We start from the raw sequence: 19,452 nt of genomic DNA on the forward strand, positions 1-19,452 counted from the left end.
TTCGCCGGCCAGCCTTTTGGCGGTAGCCTGTACAGCATGACTCCCTCGAACGGTGGACCGGTCAGTGCTCGGGAACGGGCTCGGCGAGCGAATGCGCAGCGGCTGTCAGAGGCACAGTTGCGTTTGAAGAATCAGGAGCAGGATTTGATTTCGTACTTCGATGCCACCCGAGACGAACAAAGGATCAACGACGATGTGACCTCGAGGATCGAGCGGTTGCGGCGGGACGCGGAAGCCAAACTTGCTGCGGCGTATGAGAGACGCGCTGGAGCTCTTGCGAAGCTCAAGAACCGCGGTGAAACATACGCCAGTATCGCTGCCTTGGTGGATCTCTCGGTGCCGGAGGCGACGCGGTTGGTCAAGTCGACGATGGTGTCACGTGCGACCGCCATGCCCGATGTTCATCCGGATGCAGAGGATGACGCGGGTGGCACGGAGGAAAGTTTCGAGAGCCCTGGGGATTCCGCATCAACTGCGTCTGCAGAGCCTTGGATAGATGGAGACGCGGGGGCGGATGAAGAGGGCGCGCGCAGCATCGCCTGACAAACGAGTTGAGCTAGCGCCGCAGGCTTCACGCCCGCCACATCGAAGGTTCGAACTCAATGCAACCACAACGGTAGTTCGAGAACGCAATGGGAACGCACGCCCACTGCACATGGCTACGGCGAAATAGTTATGCCGTTGGCTTGGTGTTGAATCCAGCTCGAGGTAGGAGGTCAACGATCGTGATCGCACTTGTTGCCATCGGCTTGATCGTCGTAGGAGCGCTGTGGCGCGCTGGGAAGTCCGAGTCAGGTTGGCGGTTCGCTCCCTTGCGGGCAACGGGATTCATCGCCGGCGGCGTGATTCGCATCGGCGTGATTATTGCGTCGATCATGTTTTCCGTAGTCGTTGCTGTTGCCATCGGCGCGTTGCGCAGCACCTTCCAATAGGCCGTCGAAGCTTCGTCACGTAGCGAGCTTGCAGCATGGTTCGTATGTGTGACGGACTAAAGGGGTTGCCGGATGCGATCAACGCCGTCAGGGAGTTGGCGGTGGTGCAGACACTGCCCTACCATCGCGCAAACCGTCTACACCGCCACCCGGTCTCTCAACGGATGGCGGTGTAGACGGTTTGCTCACGAATGCCACGCTGCAAGCAGTTGCTTAGCACCCGCAACGCAGATTCGCCACCATGCACTTTACCGGTGGACTACTTCGCAATCCGGCGAAATTTAGAAGCAGTGCGAGAAACGCGTCCCAGAAAGGGCCGCGAGGTCGGCTGCCGCGAAAGCGCTGACGCGGACGCGTGGTTGCCGCATAGGGTAGCGGGACGAGAGCGGCCCATCCGGGCAGTCCACTTGCCTCTTATCGCCTGGCCAGCTGGTCACGTTCTCTCAACCTAAGGAGTTCTTGTGGACGGCCCTTCAGTCACCGATCTACGCTGCACGCGAGGTGGAGCCAAATGAGCCTGGGGGACGTGGACCGCCGCCTTCTGTGGGTGCGCGCGGGAGGGCGATGCACCCTGTGCAAGACCTACCTCCTTGAGGGCAATCTCAGCGCCAAAGAGGTACCCCTGGGTGAAGGCGCGCACATTGTGGGACGGGAGAAGTCCGAGAAGTCGGCTCGTGGCCTGCACGAGCTGCCTGTGAACGAGCGCGACACCGCCGACAACCTCATGCTGGCGTGCCCGTCGTGTCACAACGAAATCGACAAGCAACTGGTTGCCGGCCTTCTGGATGTGGACTTTCTGCTTGCGAAGAAGCGCGAGCACGAAGCGGACATCAAGCAGCGCACCGGGCTGGCGAAGGATCGCCGCACCGCCATCGTGCGGATGGCCGGTGAGATCCGCGGCCGCCGGGTCATGGAGATGCCACGAGACGCCGCGGCTGAAGCCGTCATCCAGTCCTCCGGACGCTTCCCGCACTTCGCCGAGTCCTACGACCGCCAAGGAGTCGAGATCGACCTGCGGGATCTGCCCGGCGAAGAACCTCTAACCGACAACTACTACGAGACCTCCCGGGCCAAGATCGACCGCGCCGTCGACAACCAGATCCGTCCGGCCATACAAGAGGGATCGATCACCCACCTGAGCGTCTTCGCGTTCGCCCGCCTTCCGCTACTGGTCTACCTAGGCGCGAAGCTCGACGACAGCTTTCCCCTCGACGTGTACCAGCGGCACCGCTCAAGCGGTTCCTGGAGCTGGCCCACCGACGTCCTTACTGCAGGCTTCACCGTCACCCCCTCCGTCGATGGAAACCAGGACGCGGCGGAGGGTGTCCTTATCACCAACCTGTCCGGCACCACCCCACTCACTGACCTCCCGCCCGACCTTGACGGGTTGCCGAACTGGGCAATCGACATTGACGGCGACACGGCCGAGGACGTCTTCCGGAGCCCTGCCGACCTGGCCGCGTTCGTGGAGACGATCCGCGCGTTCTTCACAGGACTGGAGAGCACCCACAAAGGCATCAAGCGCCTTCACTTGTTCGGCGCCATGCCAATCTCGTCGGCGCTCGCGTTCGGCATCTGCCTGAAGTCCGACAGCCTGCGGCCGGTCGTCGCCCTATACGACCGCACCCCCACCGGCTACCGCTACGCCCTGGAAGTATGAGCAAATGACGATCGACTTCGACACGCACTTCCACGCGTTCCTAACCAACAGCGTCAACCTGAAGCCGCACAAGCTCATTCAGCTCGAAGGGCGTGTCGCCGCCATTACCAACGCGTTCCAGAACGACGGCACAGTCGGCCACATGTACAAGGAGCACACCCCTCAGGGCTCGTGGGCCCATGAGACGATCATCAATCCCGTCGGTGCCTTCGACGAGTTTGACGCAGATATCCTGCTCCACCTCGAACAAAACCCCGACTGGAACGACAACCCCAAGGCGTACCTCCAGCAGGTGCGGGCAGCGTTCAAGCGCAACACCACATATAAGGACAAAATCCAGCGGAAGAACCGCTGCGTCCGCATCCAGTACGCCAACGACTGCCACGTCGATGTCGTCCCTTCGATCACTCTCGACGACGGCAGAGAGGCAATCATCTATTACCGCGACAACGAGTTCGAGGAGACGAACCCGGTCGGCTTCGCGGACTGGATGAAAGAACGAGACGACATCACCGACGGCCAGCTGCGTCGCGTTATCCGACTCTTCAAGTGGCTCCGCGACTTCAAGAACACGTTCTCATGCCCGTCGGTAATCCTGACCGTGATGCTCGGCAATCGGGTTCAGTGGTGGAACTCAAACGAGGAGTACCAGGACATCCCGACCGCCCTGGTCAACCTCCTCGAGGCCCTCAAGCTGTGGTTGGACGGGCACCTGACGATGCCGCTCCTGGACGACCCTAGTTGCCCAGGCCTGAGCTTCAACCACCGATGGGACGAGGACAAGTACGCGAACTTTAAGCAAAAAGTCAGCGACTACGCTGCGATCTCGCGCGAGGCCTACGACCTGCAGGGCGACGACGATGCTGCAGCGCTGAAGGCATGGCAGAAAATGTTCGGCCCCGAGTTCGCCGCCAGCGAGGTCACCGAGGCACGAACCGCTCTGGCCGCCAGCATGTCCGGCAAGTCACTCACGTCGACAATTGACGACATCGCCCCGCACGAGGAGTTCATCACCAGCAAGTATGGCCACGTTGAGCTGCGTTACACCGCTCAGATCGACGCCAGAATCCCGGGCTCGCGTCGCAGTGAGCTGCTGCGACGCAGCAGGGTGGTCGGTCGTAGACGCTCTATCAAGTTCCACCTCAAGACCGACGCCCCGGAGCCGTACGACGTCTTGTGGAAGGTACGCAACCGAGGCGTCGAAGCCGAGCGGCTCGGTAAGCTGCGAGGCGAGATCCGTTACGGCGGCAACGAGAGCCGCAACCTGCACCAGGAGTACACCGAGTACCGCGGCACGCACTACGTCGAGGCGTACGTCGTCCGGAACGGCATGGTAGTCGCCAGCGACCATCACGAGGTGAAGATTGTTTAGCAAGCAATATTGGCCGGAGTTTGCGTGTCGATGAAGAATGCGGATATCGGAGCTGGTTACGCTAACGAACACAAATGCGGTTGCGCATTGCGAATGCATCGAAGAAAGGTTCTCCGGCTGTGGCCAAACGAGTGACAACCCAATTGGTGGACGATATCGACGGGTCGGTCATCGAGGACGAGTCCGGCGAGACGATCGAATTCGCGATCAACGGCGTCGAGTACTCGATCGACCTGAAGGCGAAGAACGCGAACGAGTTTCACAAGAAGCTCGACTACTACGTCGGACACGCGACGCGAGTCGGTGGCCGCAAGCGCAAGCCCTCCCCCGCTGCGGCGTCGGCCGCGACAGCTGCCGACGTATCACCAAAGCGTGATCCGGAGCAGACACGGGCGATCCGGCAGTGGGCGTTCGATCAAGGCTATGAGATCAGCGAACGTGGCCGCATCCCGGCCGATATTGAAGAGGCGTACAACGCCGCCCACTGACGGGCGGCGAGCTGCCTCCGTCTACGTGAGCGGGCGGATTCCTGTTCGCTTTACTGCCCGGGCCGTGGCAGGACGGATCGCAGCGTAGTTCGATTCGCCTGCCGCCCGCATGGCGGCCACTCGTTCTGCGTAGTCGACGGCATCGATTCCCGATGTGCGCGACATGACGAAGGCCCGCCCCTTGGTTTCGGGGCGGGCCTTGTCGGGCTGATGGGGCGGTCAGTCAGTCGGCGGCTTGGTGTCTTTGCCTGCGGCGACGTCGCGTAGCCACTGCGGGACCGGATCGTTGTCGTATTCACGGAGCTTGATCGAGGCTCCTGCGGCTGCGGCGCGGACCTTGCGGCGCTGCTCGGCGGTCCAGGCCCGGCGTGGTTCGGTGGTGGTCATGGGCGCTCCTCGCGGTCTGCTGTAGGTCCATTGTCACTGTTAACGTCGGTTTCCGCCAGATCGTCGCTGCCGGGGTCGATGTCACGGTCCGCGATTGCTCGGAGTGTGCGACGGTCGGTCTTGGCGATGAACGGTGTCGCGGCTACGGTGCCGAACACCGTCCAGCCGAGCGCAACCTCGTCGGGGTTGTCGCTGACGGTCCGTTCGAGGCACCAGGTAATTCGTTGCCAGGATTGGGAGCGGTTGTCCGCTCGGGTGCGTTGGTTGACGGTTCCGGCGACGCCGACGACGGCGAAGACGGCGAAGACGCCCACTATGAGGGTGATCCAGGCTTGTGCTGGCACGGGCCGAGTTCCTTCCGTGTGGTGGGTTCGAATGCGGCTCGCTGCGCAGCACCTTCTGACATCTCGTCGAAGTGTCGTCACGTGGCGGGCTTGTGGCGTTGGGCCGAACGTTGTTCAGTGCGCGGAAGCGCTCCGCGTCAACGCAGAAGCGCTGGAGTAAGTTCGCTTTCGATCTGTACCAGGTCGATATATACCGTGAATTCAGATCAACGGGTCATACGCCCACTCGTACACCCAGCGAGGCATCTTGGGTGCATCGAACGGTGCGGTAGCGAAGCTCGATCCGAAGTGCATTGCGCATGCGGGGATTGCATCGACTGTGCGGGTGCCGAAGGACCTTGCTGCGACAATCCACTGTCCACGGTGATGCACTCGGATTGCAGTCGACACTGTGCACCGCCCACCGGAGTATCCAGCGGTCAGCTGGTGGCATTCCCACTCGACGTGCTGGTTCTGTCCGAAGAAGTGTGTCAGCGTCTCGGCGAAGGATGGCCCGTAGAGGGTCCCTCGGTCGGTGTCGATGCGGATAAAGTTCATAGTGTCGGCCTATTCGGGTCACGGCGGCAATGCGAGGTGTGCGTTGAATCTTGCTCAGAACAGAGGGATTTGGTTGCGCGCCGCGAGACTCTCGCGGTGTTCTCGGAACTTGCGCAGAAGGTCTGAGGCGACTGCCTCGGTGTAGCCGATGGACCGCGCGACGTCAATGAGCGTCGTGCCGGCGGCGAGCGCTTCATCTATCTCACGCCCGGTAGCGAGGTCCTCGACTTCGTCTGTATCGAGATGCGCGACATCTGCGGCGGCCAGCCGGACAGAAGCGAGGGCAGCTCGACGCCGCTCATGGCCCGACTCTGTCTCTTCCCGTGCCGTCATAGTGTGCTACCGCTGCGGAAGGCGTTCAGGCGGTTTGTCGCTTCACGTTGCGCCCTTCCGATTTCGACGAGCTGGTCGAACAGAAATTCTTCCGGCGCTTCCTCGGCGAGCTGCTGAATTCTGATCCCAGCGTCGAAAAAACTACGTCGGTAGCTTTCCGACAGGACCATGCCGGCGTAGTCGGTCGCCGATGCTCCGCATGCGTTCGCTGCGGTGACGTCGGTCAGTGTTCGACGCAGCCGTGCACCGCGGTGTCCACTCGCACCTGACCGGACAAGAACGCCCAGAACACTCGCGGGGTCGTGTGGGAGGTTGTCGATGATCAGCCCCTGCACGATGCCGTACAGCTCGCGATAAACGGGATCGTGGAAGTCGTTGGCCTGCAATGACGCTGCAATGCGGGCGGCCTCGTCGGTGTCCTGCAACCACATCAGTGCGCAGATGACCAGTGCTTCCGGTGCCGTCTCCGGATGGTCCGTCAGATCAACGTGATCGTCGTCGTCGGTGGGTTCGACTGCTCTCAACGGGGTCATCTGTTCGCCTCGTTTCTATGTGCGGGTCTGTTGCGGGAGAACTGGCTTCGGTACTCCGGTGGCGCTTTGCTTGGTTATGCCGCGTTCGTCGTCATTGCGGAGGTGTGGGTCAGATGTAGAGAAGGTTCGGTGGTGCGGTGCCGTCGAACTGCTCGAGGCTGTCGAGGACGGCGTTGTAGTTCTCGGGCCTGCAGCTTCCGAGTCCGATGATGAGGGCACAGGTTCCGTCGAGTGTGACGAGGTAGGACGGCGGGGTCCCGTTGTCGGACGATGCGTGCTCGCGTGCGTCGAAGAGGGCGAAACGGACGGCATCCGCGGCGGCCAGTTTCGCGCATTCGAGATTGGGTTCTGCTCCGGTTGCGTTCAGAATTTCGGGGTTGTCCTCGGGGTGTGTGGTGACGGTCCAGGTGATCATCGTTGGTTCCTTGTCGCTCGTGCCGGCCAGCTGCTTCTAATCGAGCGTCACACGAGGTCCATAACAAAGCGTTCGCTGCGGAGACAGATCAGGCGAGGGTGTGGATAACTGTGGTGTCGAGTCAGCCTGTGGATAAACGACGTTCGGCCCCGGGGTTGGGGCCGAACGTGTGGTACTAGACGTCGTCGAAGACATCGAGGAGTTTGGCGGGGTCGCGGCGGTAGCGGCTGCCGTCGAGAAATACTCCGACGGCAGCGCGGTGAACGCGTCGGAGTTCGGCCATCAGGGTGTCGTACCCGATGCGGTCGGTGATGCGCCAGGTGACAGGTCCCATGTGCAGGTCTACCCAGTGGATGGTGCGACGTTGTTCGGAGCTGTAGCGGTGGTACGGCACTGCGGTGTGTTCGGGGCTATCGAGCCACAGGACAGAGATCGCGGCGGCCCCGAATTCTGCGCCTGGTTGCGCGGGGTGAGGGGCTTGTCCATCGGCTCCGGCGAGTGCGGCCCGGACGGTGGCAAATCCGGTGATGACTGCGGATACTGTCTCGGCGCTGCGGAAGGTCATCATGACGTGACCTAGTGCGACGATCATCTGCGCTTCGTCGGTGGCTGCGGAGGTAGCGGTGATAGTGGCCTGTTGGGGTCCGGAGACCAGGACGGTTGTGTGGGTAACGATTCCGGTAGTCCGCGCGTTGTGTGCGGCGGTGGCCCGTCGTCCTGTGCTGGAAGTATTCTGCTGCGGCATGTCGGGCTCTCTTTCTGTTGCGGAACCGGCTCCCCCGGCCCTTTCGCTCTGCCAATTTCTTTCGCCGTCATCTGGCTCGAAGGAGAGAAGGCGGCGCACTGGACCGGCGTCCTGGCCCTGATCCGGAAAGTTTTCAGCCGCAGGCGCTTTGAAAATTTTTCGGAGCCCATCGGGCCGGAGTAACGCGGAGTCAGGGTTGGGTAAGACGGGTCAGGGTGTTGCATGCTCGATCGGAGCCAGATGTGCGAAGGAAATTGTTCTTTCTGCTGTGCGGAGCGCAGCGGAGCTCAATCCGGAGACCGCCGGAGGTGGTCCCAGGGCAGCGCGCGCCTCGACACAGACTGAGCCAACCGGGCGGGACCACCTCACAGCCATCAACAGCCTGGGGTGATTGCGCGGGAGCGACGGAAAGCAACCAGGCTCGATGTCGCGGTAGCACTTCTATCCTGCGGACATGCGGTCACGCTCGCTGGCTGGCTTGACATCAAAGTTGGATTGCCCGTCCTGGTGGCCATCGACGATCCCTGCGGTGACTTCTTCCCACTTCCGATATCGGCGCATCGCGGTCGATGCAACGGAGCCGTCCGTTTCTCTACCGATTCGTGCCCACGACCATTCGCGGTGGGCGTGTCGGAGCCGCGCTGTTTCCGCAACTTCCGGTGTGAGGCCGTCTACTTGGAGTCGAGGCGAGTCCGCCGTCTCGACGTGTTCTCCCCGCGTGCGGTCTTCGCCCTCTGAATCATCCCGGCTCGGGCTGGGGCCTTCTTGGCTGAACTCGGTGTCTGTCCAGTCCGGCTCCTCTGTGGCAGCACTTGAAGTGAATTCCACTCTGACGGCCCCGCGGGGCGCACGAAGTATGACGGCCAGCACTTCGGTCATCGCAAGGAGCGCAATAGGTGCAATGGTGGCAATACCCGCCGAGACGACGGCCGGAAGCAAGGTCGCACTCAACACTGCGTGGTATGAGTTACCCGCAATCGACGCCGATGCGGCAACACGCAAAATCATGACGACGAAGCGACGGCCCTTGATCGTGCGGTTGTCCGTGTCGTTGGACAGCGCAATGGCTGTCACTGTTGTCGAGACGATTGCCCCGTCCAACACCACTGGAATCACCCACGCCTCGCCGGGACCTATCCCAGCCATCACCGCGAGATCACGCAACACAGCGAAACTGAGCCAGAAGGACGCCCCGGCGATGCCAACTGTCAGCGCAACGGCCGTTGCCAGGGCCCACTGCAAAATCGCTGGATGCAGCGCAACGACATCCGACGGCTTCGTTGTCAACGGGATTGCCGCTGAATGTGATCGGCTCATCGGATTCTCGGTCCTCGTGCGAGAGGGCCGGTTCGTTGCGGGAAGGGCGCACCGTCGTTGAATCTGTTGCGCAACAACTCCAAATACTCTTCGATCGCCGCATTGACGAGATCCGACGGGCCCCGCGGCGCGCCGGGTGTTGCGGACAGTGCTTCGGCTGCGTTGAGAAGATCGTCGACGGTGGACTGGTAGAGGTAGTACGAACGCTTCTGTTTTGCGTTGTCCGGTGACGGTTGCGCAACCGTCTCGGCCGACGAAACAGTGTCGTGGGGCTGCCGCGAGTTCTCCGGCGGGTCGACAGGGCTCGACCCTGCGAGTGCGCTCTTCATACGTTCGGGCCGGGCCATCACAGGTGTCCCCTCGTGAGCAGCGCAAGAGTGTCGCGATAGATCGTCGACAGGCTGCGAGATTGTGTTGTCCCCCAGTCGACCAGGCTGGTTTGGGCCTCCATCGAGTCCTTGATGACAACACGTTTGGGAACGGCGTCACCGAGGACGTTGATGCTCGCGGCGATCTCGATCAGTTGTTCTCGACCGCTGATCGTCGCGATCTCGTGGAGGTTGACGATCGCACCGAGCATGGCGAGGTCCGGGTTGTAGCTGCGCTTGACTGCATCGATGGTGCGCAGCAATCGCGCGAGTCCATTGGCCGAGAACAGCGCGGACTGAGTCACGACGACGGCGGCGCGCGCTGCAACAAGGGCGTTGATAGTCAGCAGATCGAGGCTTGGTGGGCAATCGATGAGGATCACGTCGTACACGCCTCGCACGACGTCGATTGCGTCGCGCAGCCGCCGTTCTCGGCCGGCACCGGCGACGACCAATTGATCGCGGACGTAGGCCAGGGACTCGTTTCCCGGCGACGTGGGTACCAGGTCTACGCCGGGCCAGATGGTGGGGACGACAGCATCGGCGATGGTCGCGTTCGACGACTCGGCGAGTACGTCGGCAACACCGACATCGTCGCTCTCTAGCTCGGTCCTGGTCAGGACTGTGCTGGCGTTGCCTTGCGGATCCACGTCGACAACAAGCGCGCGTTTACCCGCTTGAGCCACGGCGTAGGCGAGGTGAAAGACAGTGGTGGTCTTGCCCACTCCGCCCTTCTGGTTGCAGAACGCAAGGATGTCAGCGGGCATGGTGGGTTTCACTTTCCATGGATGAATGGGACGAACTGGCGGTATAGCGGGAATGGGATGTCATGCACGCTTTGGAACCGAGGGATGAGTCGTGCCCCGTAGAAGTGCTGGAAGCATTGCAGGTAAGGGGTTCGATTCGCGAGTCGCGTTCCAAAGGCGAAATGCATGCCATAGTGGTATGAGAAGCGTTTACTACCAATGCATCCCGGGTGTGGGTGACATCCCTTGTGTGTATGGGAGGTGTAACCACCGCAGGACGTATGACATCCGTCGCCAGCGAGTCATCTGAGGGACTCTTTGCGGGTAATTCAGGTATGGGACTGGCGGGGAAAGCCCCCGTACCGCTAGCGGGAGCGGCCTGCACCGGCGCACTGCTGCGCTCGTGTCCAAGCAACCAAATGTGTTGCTCTGGTCGGATCTTCGGAGAATCGACGTGCACAACGGATAAGAGCAAGAGAGCGGCAAGGACTGAACGATCGAGGCCCGAATGACGGTTCGCCATGAAAGGCAACTCGTTGGTGTCAGCAATACAGATGGGTCGAGAGCTCAACTGGTACCTCCATAGTGGTGACGTATGAAAGACAAGGGACTTCGTTCGTTCCCTCCGGACCCCCCATGGCCCCTGAGCCAATTTCCGCACCCACGTTGTCCGCTCCACGCCCGATAGCCCCGCGCCTCGATGGGCGCGCGGCTAATCGGTATCGCCACCCGTTCAATGATCAGTCGAGCCGGTGGTGCCTCGGGGCCGGTCTCCGAGGATTTACAAAGGGTGCACAGGCCGGCGGCAGGCTGGTTGTTCGTCGGGCTCTGCCAGAAAACGACGCCGCGACAGCGACTGCGGGCGGTCTTCAGCGGCACGCGGGACCCACGCAGGAGTACGGCGTGACGCAGACAATCGCGTAAACAGCGTGTACGCAGATGGATTCACCGAGACATGGGTAAATACAGCCTCTACTCATCCCCGCTATACGTCGACAACATCTCGAAGCAAAGCGAGTGCATGAGCGCGGCAAAACGCCTTGTGAGGCGCGTCAGGACCGATTAGTATCCGTGGACGAAGCTCCTTCCTGCAAGGTGGGAATTTCGAGGACGCCCTCGGCACCGGTGCTCGTAACACCGGAATTCGCCGGGGGCGTCTCTAGTTCGTAAGGGTCTGCGGCGAGAGGCATGTCAGGCAACGCCCGAGCTGACGCGTGCCGCCTCCTCCAGTCCGACGATGTACTCGTCAATGGCCGTGTCGGGAATCAGTCGGCGCTTACCGACCTTGACGCTGCGAATCTCACCGGCCGCAAGCTTGTTGAACAGGTTGGAGCGTCCGAGACCCGTCCGAGCCATCGCTTCCTGGACCGAATACAACCGTCGAGACATGGTGTTTCCTCTCCCGCATTCTGCGTACCTCCACCACAATCGCGCACCCGATTGAGCACCGTCCATGTGGTTCCACCACAACGTAGCAATTCAGTAGCGCAGCCACAACACTTGCAAGAAATCAGTTAGACTGCGTGCTTATGACACAGTCCTGGGCTGAACAGCTAGTGGCCCGCGTCGCCGGTGAAGTTCGGCGGCTCCGAGGTAAGGAGCACTCGGCACTGTCAGCGGCGAAGCTTGCAGATCGCACCGTAGAGATCGGATATGGGATCTCGCGGTCGGTGGTCGCCGATCTGGAGACAGGGCGAAAGAAGACCATTGACGTGCCCGAGCTCCTCGTTCTTGCTGCAGCTCTTGGAGTTTCGCCGGCCCAGCTCGTCTTCCCAGATCTCCCCAGAGGCAAAGTCGAGGTGCTTCCTGGCCTGGAGCAGGAATCACACGGTGCTTTGCAGTGGTTCAGCGGCGAGGCAGGCTTGATGAAACCGTCCGCCGACTGGACCGATGCGGAGACAGAACGGCCCGTCGAAATATGGGCGCGGGAACAGTTCGATCCGAACAACGACCGAGTTGGTGTCACGCGCGAGTGGCTGCAGGCCCTTCATACGATGCGGCGCGCACGGGTACAGCTACGAACTGGTTTGTCCGCGCGGGAGTCAACGGAGCATATCGAGACCATGCAGATGGCCTACGAGGACGCGCGCAGACGTGCAGAAGAGCTGTTCCACCGGATGACAGATCTCCAGATGGCAATGGGCGAGGACGACAACGATGGCTAGGACTCAGCTGCCGCCACAGATTAGAAAGCTGACGATCACGGACCGCAAGACCGGTCGTGCAATCGTGCGGTACGAGGTCAGAGTCGACACCGGTAGCAGAACTACAACGCGAAAGAACCCCGACGGAACGACGACACAGATCGTCAATCGAACGCAGAGCAAGCGCAGATTTGCAACCGAGCAGGCAGCCCGCCAAGCACTCGCCGAGACCACGAACAAGGTTTCCAACGGCACGTTCATTCATTCGTCCGAGCTCACTCTTGCTCACGCCTGCGAGCGGTGGCTGGATTCGAAACACAAGCTCAAAGAGTCGTCACTTCGGGGACATAGGGTCAACCTGCAGCCCGTGATGTCCGAGATTGGCGGCATCCCCGTACAGAAGCTGACCAAGACTGACATCGACAGCCTGGTCAAAAAACTCCGAGCGGGTGGCCTTGCCTTGCCGAACGGTCGAGCTCGAAAGCCCTGGTCCGCACGCACGGTCAATTACATGCTGAGCTTGCTGACGGCGATCCTCGACGATCAACTCAAGCAGGGCAGCATAATCCGAAACGTCGCCGCGATGGTCGATCGATTGCCGACCGAGGCAGCCGAAATGGAAACGCTGTCGCAGGTAGAGGCGAAACGCCTACTGAAGTATGTCGACAGAGATCCAATGGCTCACGCTTGGCATCTTGCGCTTTCCGGGTTGAGACGCGGTGAGATTGCAGGCCTTCGCTGGTCCGACGTCGACTTCAAGAAGAACACCGTCTCTATTGCGAACAGCAGAGTTGCAGTCGGCTCTCGCATAGTCGAAGGCACACCGAAGAGTCGTCGCTCCAAGCGACGACTCCCGCTCCCGAAACCTCTGGCCGCAGCGCTGAAAGCCGCGAAAGCTCAGCAGGCGGAGGACAAACTCTCGCTGGGCGTCGACTACACCGACTCGATATACGTAGTTCGCCTTCCATCGGGTGAGGCCGTGCATCCGAACCTCCTGACCTTTCGCTGGAAGAAGGTCCTTAAAGCAGCGGGCCTGAAGTCCGTCCGTCTGCACGACGCCCGACATACTTGCGCGACTCTTATGCATCTGCAGGGTGTGCCGATCGCTGTCATCGCGGCGTGGCTGGGCCATGCGTCCGCAGCATTCACCCTGAGCGTCTACGCACACTCGCAGGAAGATGCTCTGTTGGAAGCTGCCAGAAGCTTCGACAACGTCACCACTCGCATGTGATGAGAGCCAAGCATCACCGCTCTACCCGAGAAGTATCGCGCCCCCAGATACGTAGCAGCAACCGGGAACAGCCCACTCCAGCGAGCACTCCGCAGAGTCGAGCATCGATGGCGGACACGGTCCATTTTGCTCCCGCCTGTCGATGCCGACCGATCCACATACCGACACCGTATCGCTCATGACTGGTTCGCTACTCGACTGAGAGGAGCTCTTAGCGGCGGCACGCTCGGGGAAACCGCACGGTTAGGTATGGTTCTCTGGCAACGGCCGCCTGACGAGATTGGTACACGCTACGCATGACCATCCCCGACCTCGATCCGGGTACCGGCCACCTACCTCTCGGACGGCACGTCTGCACCATCGCTGACGTTCGCGAACATTTCGTTGACCACCCTCGGTTTACCTCTTCTGAGCGGCGCGCAAAGCTTTTCATGAACCTGGGTAAATATCTGATCGACTGGCAGCATGCGCAGTCTCGCGTGGGATCCGACGAGATCCTCAGATCCATGTGGATTGCCGGCAGCTTCGCCAGTAGCGAAATGAATCCCGACGACATAGATGTCTCGCCGATTCTCAACGGGCCCAAGCTCCAGGAGATCAAAGGACGAGTTGGAGCGGGACGCATCGCAGAACTGCAAGGGGTCCGACGAGAACGTATGGTTCGGGAGTACGGCGTCGAGCCCTTCCCGATAACGTGGTGGCCTGTGACAACACTGCGTCGAGGCGACCTGTCACTCGTCGAACACGATTACGTCGGAACCCGCGGGCTGATGGACGATGTCTGGCAGAGAACGCATTCGACGTCACCAAAGGGCGCGTTTACAGTAGATACAGCGGTCCCCCGACGCGGCTATCTGGAGGTGGTCTTGTGAACATTGCGGACCAGTTCCCTGAGCTGCGGGGGAGAGAACTTCCCAGCTGGCTCGGACAAGACATCGACGACGATGTCGACTTAGTGGCAAGCGCCAGGAAGGCTCTAGCTGAGTCCCTTCGTGGTCTCGACCTGGCCGCGTCACTTCCAGGTCTGATCGACCTCCGGTTTTCTAGCGCAACGGTTCTCGAGGGCGGCTCTTTAAGCGCCGACATGAGCGGCCTGGTTAAAAAGTTTCAGGCCGAGTTGCAAGCGGCCATGCCTCCTGCGCTTGTCGAGGCCGGATTGGGGGACCTCAACATTTCCGGAATCAGCGAAGGAAGCGTTGTCGTTCACCTCAGGCCCCGTGTCGCGGGTCCAGCAGACCAGTCGCTGACGCCTCATCTGCAACCGGACGCATTTGAAGAAGCGCTGAACAAAATCCTGAGTCTGCACGACGACTTTGAGCATGGAGACGCGTGGGGACATCTGCTGGAGCAGCCTGACGCTTTACTAGATTCAGTTCGTAAATTCGTCTTGGCCCTGGACGAGTTTCATGCCGATGTAGAAGTTGATGCGTTCGCGACCAATGGTGACCGATTGCACTCTTCGCTCACGAAACGCGGTCGGGCTGACGCAATCAAGTTTTTTGCCCATCGTGAGAAGCTTGTTGACGATCAGATTATCGCTGGCAACGTCCGAGGTTTGAGCGACGCCGGCTGGATCGAAGTCACGACCCAGGGGACACGCGGGAAACGTCGCATCAAGGACGTCCCTTCCGACTTGCTCGATAGCGGACAATTAGCTTTCGGAAGGTACGTCCGTATCAAAGTGTCGGAACAGACCGCGCCCCAAAAAAAGACGATCTACAGGTTCAAGGAACTACTGACGCCTGACGACATAGGTAGCGACTAGGGCGGGGCAGACGTCGGCCACCTCGCTAACGAGGAGAAGGTCGAGTTCGATCTCGCATCACCGACCGAGTGGGCGAACCGCCACGTGTGCAGGCCCAGAACGGGGCGGGAATCCAAGTGTGTCTATGCAAGGCCACTCAAGCTCTCGCAGGCAGTTAAATCCAGTTGTGTCAATATGTGTCACTCTCACGAGCGTTCGAACGTCCATGCACGTCCTAAACCGCCCCTGACCTGCGGAACAGTGGTGCCCCCAGTCGGACTCGAACCGACACTGTGCGGATTTTAAGTCCGCTGCCTCTGCCAATTGGGCTATAGGGGCCACCGCCGGAGGTTCGCTCCAGCGGTGACGATCATATCGGGCAGCTACTGAGCCGGGATGACCGGCGGCACGAAGTCGAAGGTCATACCGAGGAGCCACACGAGCAGCAGGACGACCGGAAAATGAAAGATGAACTGCAGGAACGTGAATCCGATCAGATCCCGTGCTCGCAGACCCAGAACGGCCAGCAACGGGAGCATGAAGAACGGGTTAATCAGGTTCGGCAGCGCCTCGGCGACGTTGTAGATCTGGACGGTCCAGCCCAGGTTCATCTGCACGTCGGTCGCCGACTGCATCACGTACGGCGCTTCGACGAGCCACTTGCCACCACCGGACGGAACGAACAGACCGAGCACGACGGTGTACACCGCGATGACCACGGCGAATCCGCCGCCACTGCCGATGTCGGTGAAGAAGTTCGCGAGGTGTTCGGAGATCGTGACGCCTCCTCTGCCCTCCGCCTTGGTCAGCATGGCCGCCATCGCGGCGTACAGGGGAAACTGCACCAAGATGCCCGCGGTTGCAGGGACAGCCTTGCTGACGGAATCGAGGAAGCGGCGCGGAGTACCGTGCAGTACGAGCCCGAGCATCAGGAAGACCAGAAGGTACCCGTTCAGGCTGCTGACCACCGACAGCACCGGCAGCGTCAACAACTGGGAGACAAGCCATCCCAACGTCATTGCCCCAGCGAAGAGCGGAAGAATCCGACTGTACTCGAGCCACTCCCCCGGCCGGGTGCGCGGTGCCGGCTCCGCGACGGTGTCGTCGAGATCGACCTCCATGTCGGCGGCAGTCTTGATCGCTGCACCCTTCGGAGCAGACACGTGTGCGATGACGACCGTCAACACGATGATGATCGCGCACATCAGCAACGACTGCCACGTGAAGATGGTGGTGCCGAAGTCGAGTACACCGGTGACCGAAAGCAGTGTCGCCGGAAGCGAACTCGCCGTCGCCTGCAGCTGCGCAGCCGAGGACGACATTCCGAGGGCCCACACCGCGCCGAGGCCCATGAACGCGGCAGCACCCAGAGCCCGGTAGTCCGTGCGCAGATCGTCACGGCGCGCGATGGCACGGGCCAGCAGACCGGCGAACACCAGGCTCAGCCCCCAGTTGAGGAACGACACCGAGCAGGACAGCAGAGCGACGAAACTGACTGCGCTGCTGGAGCTTTTCGGTACCCGCGCCAATCGGGTGATCAGTCTGGCGACCGGCGGCGATGTCGCGACGACGTAGCCGGTGAGAACGACCATCGCCATCTGCAGCGTGAAGGCGGTCAGGTCCCAGAAGCCGTTACCGAATGCGTCGACCACATTCTGGGGAGACGACCCGTTCGCGAAGGCAGCAACCGCCACCACGACCACGCCGACGAGAGCGAAGATGTAGGCATCGGGAAACCACTTCTCGGTTCCCTTGGCGAGCGCTTGCGCTACGCGCGCCAGACCTTTCTCGGCCGGAGCCTGTTCGGCCGGTGCCTGCTCGGCGGGTGACGTCATCGGTGGTCCTCACCTCGTAGGTAGCCGTGACGTGAGCCACAGCACCCGTAAGGTTTCACCGAAAGACGTAGCGATGCAACCTACATCGCCGCAGACCGCGTCTGCAGATTTGCAGGTCAGATCTTGATGGACATCGCGATGCCGTCGAGGATGTCGTGCTCACTGACCGTCAACGAGCTCACGGCACCGCGTCGCTCGAACTCTTCGGCCAGCACGCTGCAGACAATCGCACCGCCGCCGATGACGTCGACCCGACCGGGATGCATGGGGCCCAACGCACTTCGCTGCGTATGCGTCATGCCGATCAGTCGCTCGCACACCTCGAAGAGCTGATCGAACGGCACCCGCGACAGGTGCACCGCATCCGCGTCGTACTCGGGTAGTTCCTTGGCGATGGCCGCGATGGTCGTCATCGTGCCGGCCACCCCCACCCAGCTCGACGCGTCGCCGATCGACACGTCCTCGAACGCCTCCGCCAACTTCTCGCGGGCGTACTCACGCGCACCGTTGATCTCGTCTGCGGTGGGCGGATCCGAATGCAGGAATCGTTCGGTCAGACGGACGCAGCCGATGTTCGCCGAGAACGCCGCTTTCACGCCTTTGGCGTCGCCCAGTACGAGCTCGGTAGAACCGCCGCCCAGATCGACGACCAGGAAAGGTCCTGCGGCAGAATCGAGTTCACCGACCGCTCCCGCGAAAGACAGCCGCGCTTCTTCGTCTCCGGTGATCACCTCGGCCTCGGCACCGGGAACGACCTTGCCGAGTACCTCACGCACCATCGAGAAGAAATCCTCGCGATTCGACGCATCACGGGTGGCGGAGGTGGCGACCATGCGCACCGCGGTGGCCCCGGTCTTACGGATGATCTCCGCGTACTCCACCAATGCAACACGGGTGCGCTCGATGGCCTCGGGCACGAAGGCTCCGGTCGCGTCGACGCCTTGCCCCAAGCGCACGACCCGCATCTCACGAGCGACGTCGGCGAGGGTCTTACCGTTGTTGTCTGCGACGAGCAGGCGGATGGAGTTGGTGCCGCAATCGATCGCTGCAACCCTGGTCATGATTTCTCCGCACGTAGTTCTTCGATGGTCGGCCAATCGGCCGGAATAGCTTTGCCGCGCAACGAGTTCTCGGCTGCCAATGCCACCGACTCGTCGCCGAGCGGATTGACTCCTGGCCCCTTGGCCAACGAATGCGCGATCAACACGTGCAGGCACTTGACGCGGTCGGGCATACCGCCGCCGGTGAAATCCGTTCCGAGAGATTCGATCTCGTTGCGCTCAGCCAAGTACGACTCGTGGGCACGCAAATACGCGGCAGCCAATTCCGGATCGGTGCCCAAGCGTTCGGTCATCTCACGCATGACTCCGGCCGATTCCTGCCGACTTGCTTCCGCCGTCAATCGCGGGTCGGTCAAGTAGTACAGGGTGGGAAACGGAGTGCCGTCGGGAAGCTTCGGGGCAGTTTTCACCACACCCGGCCTGCCGTCCGGAGATCGATACGCGATTTCGAGTACGCCACGCGGTTCACGTCCGAGCTGCGATGCGACCGCATCGAGATCTTCCTGCGAGACTGCCGAGGAATTCACCCGACGGGTCCCCCTTCTGGTTCTGGCACCGGCGGGGCCGGAGCGGGTTCTGGCTGTACGACGGGCATGGGCGCGGACGTGGGCTCCGACGGCTCGTCCGATCCCTGCGGCTGCACCGCGGTGTTCCACAGGTCGGTGTACCACGGCCCGGTCGGGGTGTTGTCCACCTCGAGATCCTTGGAGCTCGGCGAGTAGTCGCCGGGGAGCTGCACCTGATACGGCGTCTCCCCCGGCATGACGAACCGCAGCCGCTCGCGAGCATCGGCGGCGATGCGGGACGGTTCGTTCAGCTGAGATTTCTGGGTCTCGAGCGCGTCCACCTCGTCCTGCAGGGTCTGACGCTCGGCCAGCACGGACTCGAGCTCACCGCGCTGCGAGAAGTAGGTCCTGAGCGGCACGGCCAGCGTCAGTGCCAACGCGCACACCACGACACCGAGAATGACTGCGCGGCCGGTGGACAGCCCGAAGAACGTGCGCTCGGGCATCTTGGGCCTACGAACACCGACGCGCCTCGGAGCAGCTTTGCCACCCACCACCGCGTCACGCGCCTGATCGGACGGCTCCGGTGGAGTGGCCGGCCGGCCGGAGGCGGTCTCGTCGCGAGACGCACCCCCGGTCGGCTTCGAGCGATTCGGAGAGGAAGGACGGCCGCGGGGTCGGGGATCCCGTCCACCTGGACTGGTCCCGGACCTCCCGCGTCGTGCCATCATTCACTCTCCACTTCGTGCATACG

The 19,452-nt window shown here is 61.6% G+C and carries 25 protein-coding genes and 1 tRNA gene; 9 read left to right on the forward strand and 17 right to left on the reverse strand.

The window, feature by feature from the left end; translation table 11 throughout:
* Positions 1 to 36 precede the first annotated feature (36 nt).
* The 5 genes from CH278_RS15215 to CH278_RS15235 all read left to right on the forward strand — a co-directional run bounded on the left by CH278_RS15215 (position 37) and on the right by CH278_RS15235 (position 4,452).
* Positions 37 to 543, forward strand: a complete 507-nt coding sequence (locus CH278_RS15215) for a hypothetical protein (RefSeq protein WP_094622349.1) — start codon at positions 37 to 39, stop codon at positions 541 to 543.
* A gap of 182 nt (positions 544 to 725) precedes the next feature.
* Positions 726 to 932 (forward strand): hypothetical protein, encoded by a 207-nt coding sequence (locus CH278_RS15220; protein ID WP_094622297.1) that lies wholly within the window; start codon positions 726 to 728, stop codon positions 930 to 932.
* A gap of 511 nt (positions 933 to 1,443) precedes the next feature.
* Positions 1,444 to 2,592: an HNH endonuclease gene (locus tag CH278_RS15225; RefSeq protein ID WP_094622298.1), complete on the forward strand. Its 1,149-nt coding sequence runs from the start codon at positions 1,444 to 1,446 to the stop codon at positions 2,590 to 2,592.
* 4 nt (positions 2,593 to 2,596) lie between these two features.
* On the forward strand, positions 2,597 to 3,964 hold the full coding sequence (locus CH278_RS15230) for a nucleotide-binding domain-containing protein (protein WP_094622299.1): 1,368 nt from the start codon (positions 2,597 to 2,599) through the stop codon (positions 3,962 to 3,964).
* A gap of 119 nt (positions 3,965 to 4,083) precedes the next feature.
* Positions 4,084 to 4,452: a histone-like nucleoid-structuring protein Lsr2 gene (locus tag CH278_RS15235; protein ID WP_094622350.1), complete on the forward strand. Its 369-nt coding sequence runs from the start codon at positions 4,084 to 4,086 to the stop codon at positions 4,450 to 4,452.
* A gap of 21 nt (positions 4,453 to 4,473) precedes the next feature.
* Here the strand turns inward: CH278_RS15235 and CH278_RS27615 are convergent, their stop codons facing one another.
* The 12 genes from CH278_RS27615 to CH278_RS15285 all read right to left on the reverse strand — a co-directional run bounded on the left by CH278_RS27615 (position 4,474) and on the right by CH278_RS15285 (position 11,566).
* Positions 4,474 to 4,617: a hypothetical protein gene (locus CH278_RS27615; protein WP_179274379.1), complete on the reverse strand. Its 144-nt coding sequence runs from the start codon at positions 4,615 to 4,617 to the stop codon at positions 4,474 to 4,476.
* Between the two features lie 54 nt (positions 4,618 to 4,671).
* Positions 4,672 to 4,839 (reverse strand): hypothetical protein, encoded by a 168-nt coding sequence (locus CH278_RS27620; RefSeq protein WP_179274380.1) that lies wholly within the window; start codon positions 4,837 to 4,839, stop codon positions 4,672 to 4,674.
* Positions 4,836 to 5,183 (reverse strand): hypothetical protein, encoded by a 348-nt coding sequence (locus tag CH278_RS15240; protein WP_094622300.1) that lies wholly within the window; start codon positions 5,181 to 5,183, stop codon positions 4,836 to 4,838. The genes CH278_RS27620 and CH278_RS15240 overlap by 4 nt, the downstream gene beginning before the upstream one ends.
* Positions 5,184 to 5,384: 201 nt before the next feature.
* Positions 5,385 to 5,720 (reverse strand): hypothetical protein, encoded by a 336-nt coding sequence (locus CH278_RS15245; protein WP_094622301.1) that lies wholly within the window; start codon positions 5,718 to 5,720, stop codon positions 5,385 to 5,387.
* Between the two features lie 54 nt (positions 5,721 to 5,774).
* Entirely contained in the window at positions 5,775 to 6,053 is a 279-nt protein-coding gene (locus CH278_RS15250; protein WP_094622302.1) for an urea amidohydrolase, read from the reverse strand.
* The gene (locus CH278_RS15255) at positions 6,050 to 6,586 is read right to left on the reverse strand and encodes a DnaB-like helicase N-terminal domain-containing protein (protein WP_094622303.1); all 537 of its coding nucleotides are present in this window, start codon (positions 6,584 to 6,586) and stop codon (positions 6,050 to 6,052) included. The genes CH278_RS15250 and CH278_RS15255 overlap by 4 nt, the downstream gene beginning before the upstream one ends.
* 109 nt (positions 6,587 to 6,695) lie before the next feature.
* The gene (locus CH278_RS15260) at positions 6,696 to 7,001 is read right to left on the reverse strand and encodes a hypothetical protein (RefSeq protein ID WP_094622304.1); all 306 of its coding nucleotides are present in this window, start codon (positions 6,999 to 7,001) and stop codon (positions 6,696 to 6,698) included.
* 175 nt (positions 7,002 to 7,176) lie between these two features.
* On the reverse strand, positions 7,177 to 7,746 hold the full coding sequence (locus CH278_RS15265; protein WP_094622305.1) for a hypothetical protein: 570 nt from the start codon (positions 7,744 to 7,746) through the stop codon (positions 7,177 to 7,179).
* Positions 7,747 to 8,187: 441 nt separating this feature from the next.
* Positions 8,188 to 9,063 (reverse strand): DUF2637 domain-containing protein, encoded by an 876-nt coding sequence (locus CH278_RS15270; protein ID WP_094622306.1) that lies wholly within the window; start codon positions 9,061 to 9,063, stop codon positions 8,188 to 8,190.
* The gene (locus CH278_RS15275) at positions 9,060 to 9,410 is read right to left on the reverse strand and encodes a hypothetical protein (protein WP_094622307.1); all 351 of its coding nucleotides are present in this window, start codon (positions 9,408 to 9,410) and stop codon (positions 9,060 to 9,062) included. Before CH278_RS15275 ends, CH278_RS15270 begins: the two co-directional genes overlap by 4 nt.
* On the reverse strand, positions 9,410 to 10,198 hold the full coding sequence (locus CH278_RS15280) for a ParA family protein (RefSeq protein ID WP_094622308.1): 789 nt from the start codon (positions 10,196 to 10,198) through the stop codon (positions 9,410 to 9,412). Before CH278_RS15280 ends, CH278_RS15275 begins: the two co-directional genes overlap by 1 nt.
* A 1,170-nt stretch (positions 10,199 to 11,368) precedes the next feature.
* On the reverse strand, positions 11,369 to 11,566 hold the full coding sequence (locus CH278_RS15285) for an excisionase family DNA-binding protein (RefSeq protein ID WP_032368532.1): 198 nt from the start codon (positions 11,564 to 11,566) through the stop codon (positions 11,369 to 11,371).
* A 140-nt stretch (positions 11,567 to 11,706) separates the two neighbouring features.
* Here CH278_RS15285 and CH278_RS15290 point away from each other — a divergent pair, with 140 nt between their 5' ends.
* The 4 genes from CH278_RS15290 (at position 11,707) to CH278_RS15305 (ending at position 15,317) form a co-directional block, all read left to right on the forward strand.
* Positions 11,707 to 12,342, forward strand: coding sequence for a helix-turn-helix domain-containing protein (locus CH278_RS15290; protein ID WP_094622309.1), 636 nt, complete (start codon positions 11,707 to 11,709; stop codon positions 12,340 to 12,342).
* Positions 12,335 to 13,552: a tyrosine-type recombinase/integrase gene (locus CH278_RS15295; protein WP_094622310.1), complete on the forward strand. Its 1,218-nt coding sequence runs from the start codon at positions 12,335 to 12,337 to the stop codon at positions 13,550 to 13,552. Before CH278_RS15290 ends, CH278_RS15295 begins: the two co-directional genes overlap by 8 nt.
* Before the next feature lie 296 nt (positions 13,553 to 13,848).
* Positions 13,849 to 14,424 (forward strand): DUF6932 family protein, encoded by a 576-nt coding sequence (locus CH278_RS15300; RefSeq protein WP_094622311.1) that lies wholly within the window; start codon positions 13,849 to 13,851, stop codon positions 14,422 to 14,424.
* A complete protein-coding gene (locus tag CH278_RS15305) occupies positions 14,421 to 15,317 on the forward strand; it encodes a hypothetical protein (protein ID WP_094622312.1) in 897 nt (298 codons plus the stop codon). The genes CH278_RS15300 and CH278_RS15305 overlap by 4 nt, the downstream gene beginning before the upstream one ends.
* Before the next feature lie 241 nt (positions 15,318 to 15,558).
* Here the strand turns inward: CH278_RS15305 and CH278_RS15310 are convergent.
* The 5 genes from CH278_RS15310 to CH278_RS15330 form a co-directional block, all read right to left on the reverse strand.
* A tRNA-Leu gene (locus CH278_RS15310) sits at positions 15,559 to 15,635 on the reverse strand.
* A gap of 44 nt (positions 15,636 to 15,679) precedes the next feature.
* On the reverse strand, positions 15,680 to 17,131 hold the full coding sequence (locus CH278_RS15315) for a short-chain fatty acid transporter (protein WP_094622313.1): 1,452 nt from the start codon (positions 17,129 to 17,131) through the stop codon (positions 15,680 to 15,682).
* 116 nt (positions 17,132 to 17,247) lie between these two features.
* Positions 17,248 to 18,192 carry a Ppx/GppA phosphatase family protein gene (locus CH278_RS15320; protein WP_094622314.1) on the reverse strand — a complete coding sequence of 315 codons (945 nt, stop codon included), beginning with the start codon at positions 18,190 to 18,192 and terminating at the stop codon, positions 17,248 to 17,250.
* On the reverse strand, positions 18,189 to 18,719 hold the full coding sequence (locus tag CH278_RS15325) for a DUF501 domain-containing protein (protein ID WP_032371198.1): 531 nt from the start codon (positions 18,717 to 18,719) through the stop codon (positions 18,189 to 18,191). Before CH278_RS15325 ends, CH278_RS15320 begins: the two co-directional genes overlap by 4 nt.
* Positions 18,716 to 19,204: an FtsB family cell division protein gene (locus CH278_RS15330; protein ID WP_027496114.1), complete on the reverse strand. Its 489-nt coding sequence runs from the start codon at positions 19,202 to 19,204 to the stop codon at positions 18,716 to 18,718. The genes CH278_RS15325 and CH278_RS15330 overlap by 4 nt, the downstream gene beginning before the upstream one ends.
* Positions 19,205 to 19,452: the final 248 nt, after the last annotated feature.

The sequence above is a fragment of the Rhodococcus sp. 05-2254-5 genome, assembly GCF_002258575.1.
Classification (GTDB): Bacteria; Actinomycetota; Actinomycetes; order Mycobacteriales; family Mycobacteriaceae; genus Rhodococcoides; species Rhodococcoides fascians.

Bases quoted from the DNA above. Each gene is read 5' to 3' on its own strand.
- CH278_RS15230 (WP_094622299.1), top strand. From the start codon at position 2,597: ATGACGATCGACTTCGACACGCACTTCCACGCGTTCCTAACCAACAGC.
- CH278_RS15270 (WP_094622306.1), bottom strand. From the start codon at position 9,063: ATGAGCCGATCACATTCAGCGGCAATCCCGTTGACAACGAAGCCGTCG.
- CH278_RS15280 (WP_094622308.1), bottom strand. From the start codon at position 10,198: ATGCCCGCTGACATCCTTGCGTTCTGCAACCAGAAGGGCGGAGTGGGC.
- CH278_RS15295 (WP_094622310.1), top strand. From the start codon at position 12,335: ATGGCTAGGACTCAGCTGCCGCCACAGATTAGAAAGCTGACGATCACG.
- CH278_RS15290 (WP_094622309.1), top strand. From the start codon at position 11,707: ATGACACAGTCCTGGGCTGAACAGCTAGTGGCCCGCGTCGCCGGTGAA.
- CH278_RS15285 (WP_032368532.1), bottom strand. From the start codon at position 11,566: ATGTCTCGACGGTTGTATTCGGTCCAGGAAGCGATGGCTCGGACGGGT.
- CH278_RS15215 (WP_094622349.1), top strand. From the start codon at position 37: ATGACTCCCTCGAACGGTGGACCGGTCAGTGCTCGGGAACGGGCTCGG.
- CH278_RS15225 (WP_094622298.1), top strand. From the start codon at position 1,444: ATGAGCCTGGGGGACGTGGACCGCCGCCTTCTGTGGGTGCGCGCGGGA.
- CH278_RS27615 (WP_179274379.1), bottom strand. From the start codon at position 4,617: ATGTCGCGCACATCGGGAATCGATGCCGTCGACTACGCAGAACGAGTG.
- CH278_RS15265 (WP_094622305.1), bottom strand. From the start codon at position 7,746: ATGCCGCAGCAGAATACTTCCAGCACAGGACGACGGGCCACCGCCGCA.
- CH278_RS15330 (WP_027496114.1), bottom strand. From the start codon at position 19,204: ATGCCCGAGCGCACGTTCTTCGGGCTGTCCACCGGCCGCGCAGTCATT.
- CH278_RS15250 (WP_094622302.1), bottom strand. From the start codon at position 6,053: ATGACGGCACGGGAAGAGACAGAGTCGGGCCATGAGCGGCGTCGAGCT.
- CH278_RS15255 (WP_094622303.1), bottom strand. From the start codon at position 6,586: ATGACCCCGTTGAGAGCAGTCGAACCCACCGACGACGACGATCACGTT.
- CH278_RS15260 (WP_094622304.1), bottom strand. From the start codon at position 7,001: ATGATCACCTGGACCGTCACCACACACCCCGAGGACAACCCCGAAATT.
- CH278_RS15245 (WP_094622301.1), bottom strand. From the start codon at position 5,720: ATGAACTTTATCCGCATCGACACCGACCGAGGGACCCTCTACGGGCCA.
- CH278_RS15315 (WP_094622313.1), bottom strand. From the start codon at position 17,131: ATGACGTCACCCGCCGAGCAGGCACCGGCCGAACAGGCTCCGGCCGAG.
- CH278_RS15300 (WP_094622311.1), top strand. From the start codon at position 13,849: ATGACCATCCCCGACCTCGATCCGGGTACCGGCCACCTACCTCTCGGA.
- CH278_RS15320 (WP_094622314.1), bottom strand. From the start codon at position 18,192: ATGACCAGGGTTGCAGCGATCGATTGCGGCACCAACTCCATCCGCCTG.
- CH278_RS15275 (WP_094622307.1), bottom strand. From the start codon at position 9,410: ATGGCCCGGCCCGAACGTATGAAGAGCGCACTCGCAGGGTCGAGCCCT.
- CH278_RS27620 (WP_179274380.1), bottom strand. From the start codon at position 4,839: ATGACCACCACCGAACCACGCCGGGCCTGGACCGCCGAGCAGCGCCGC.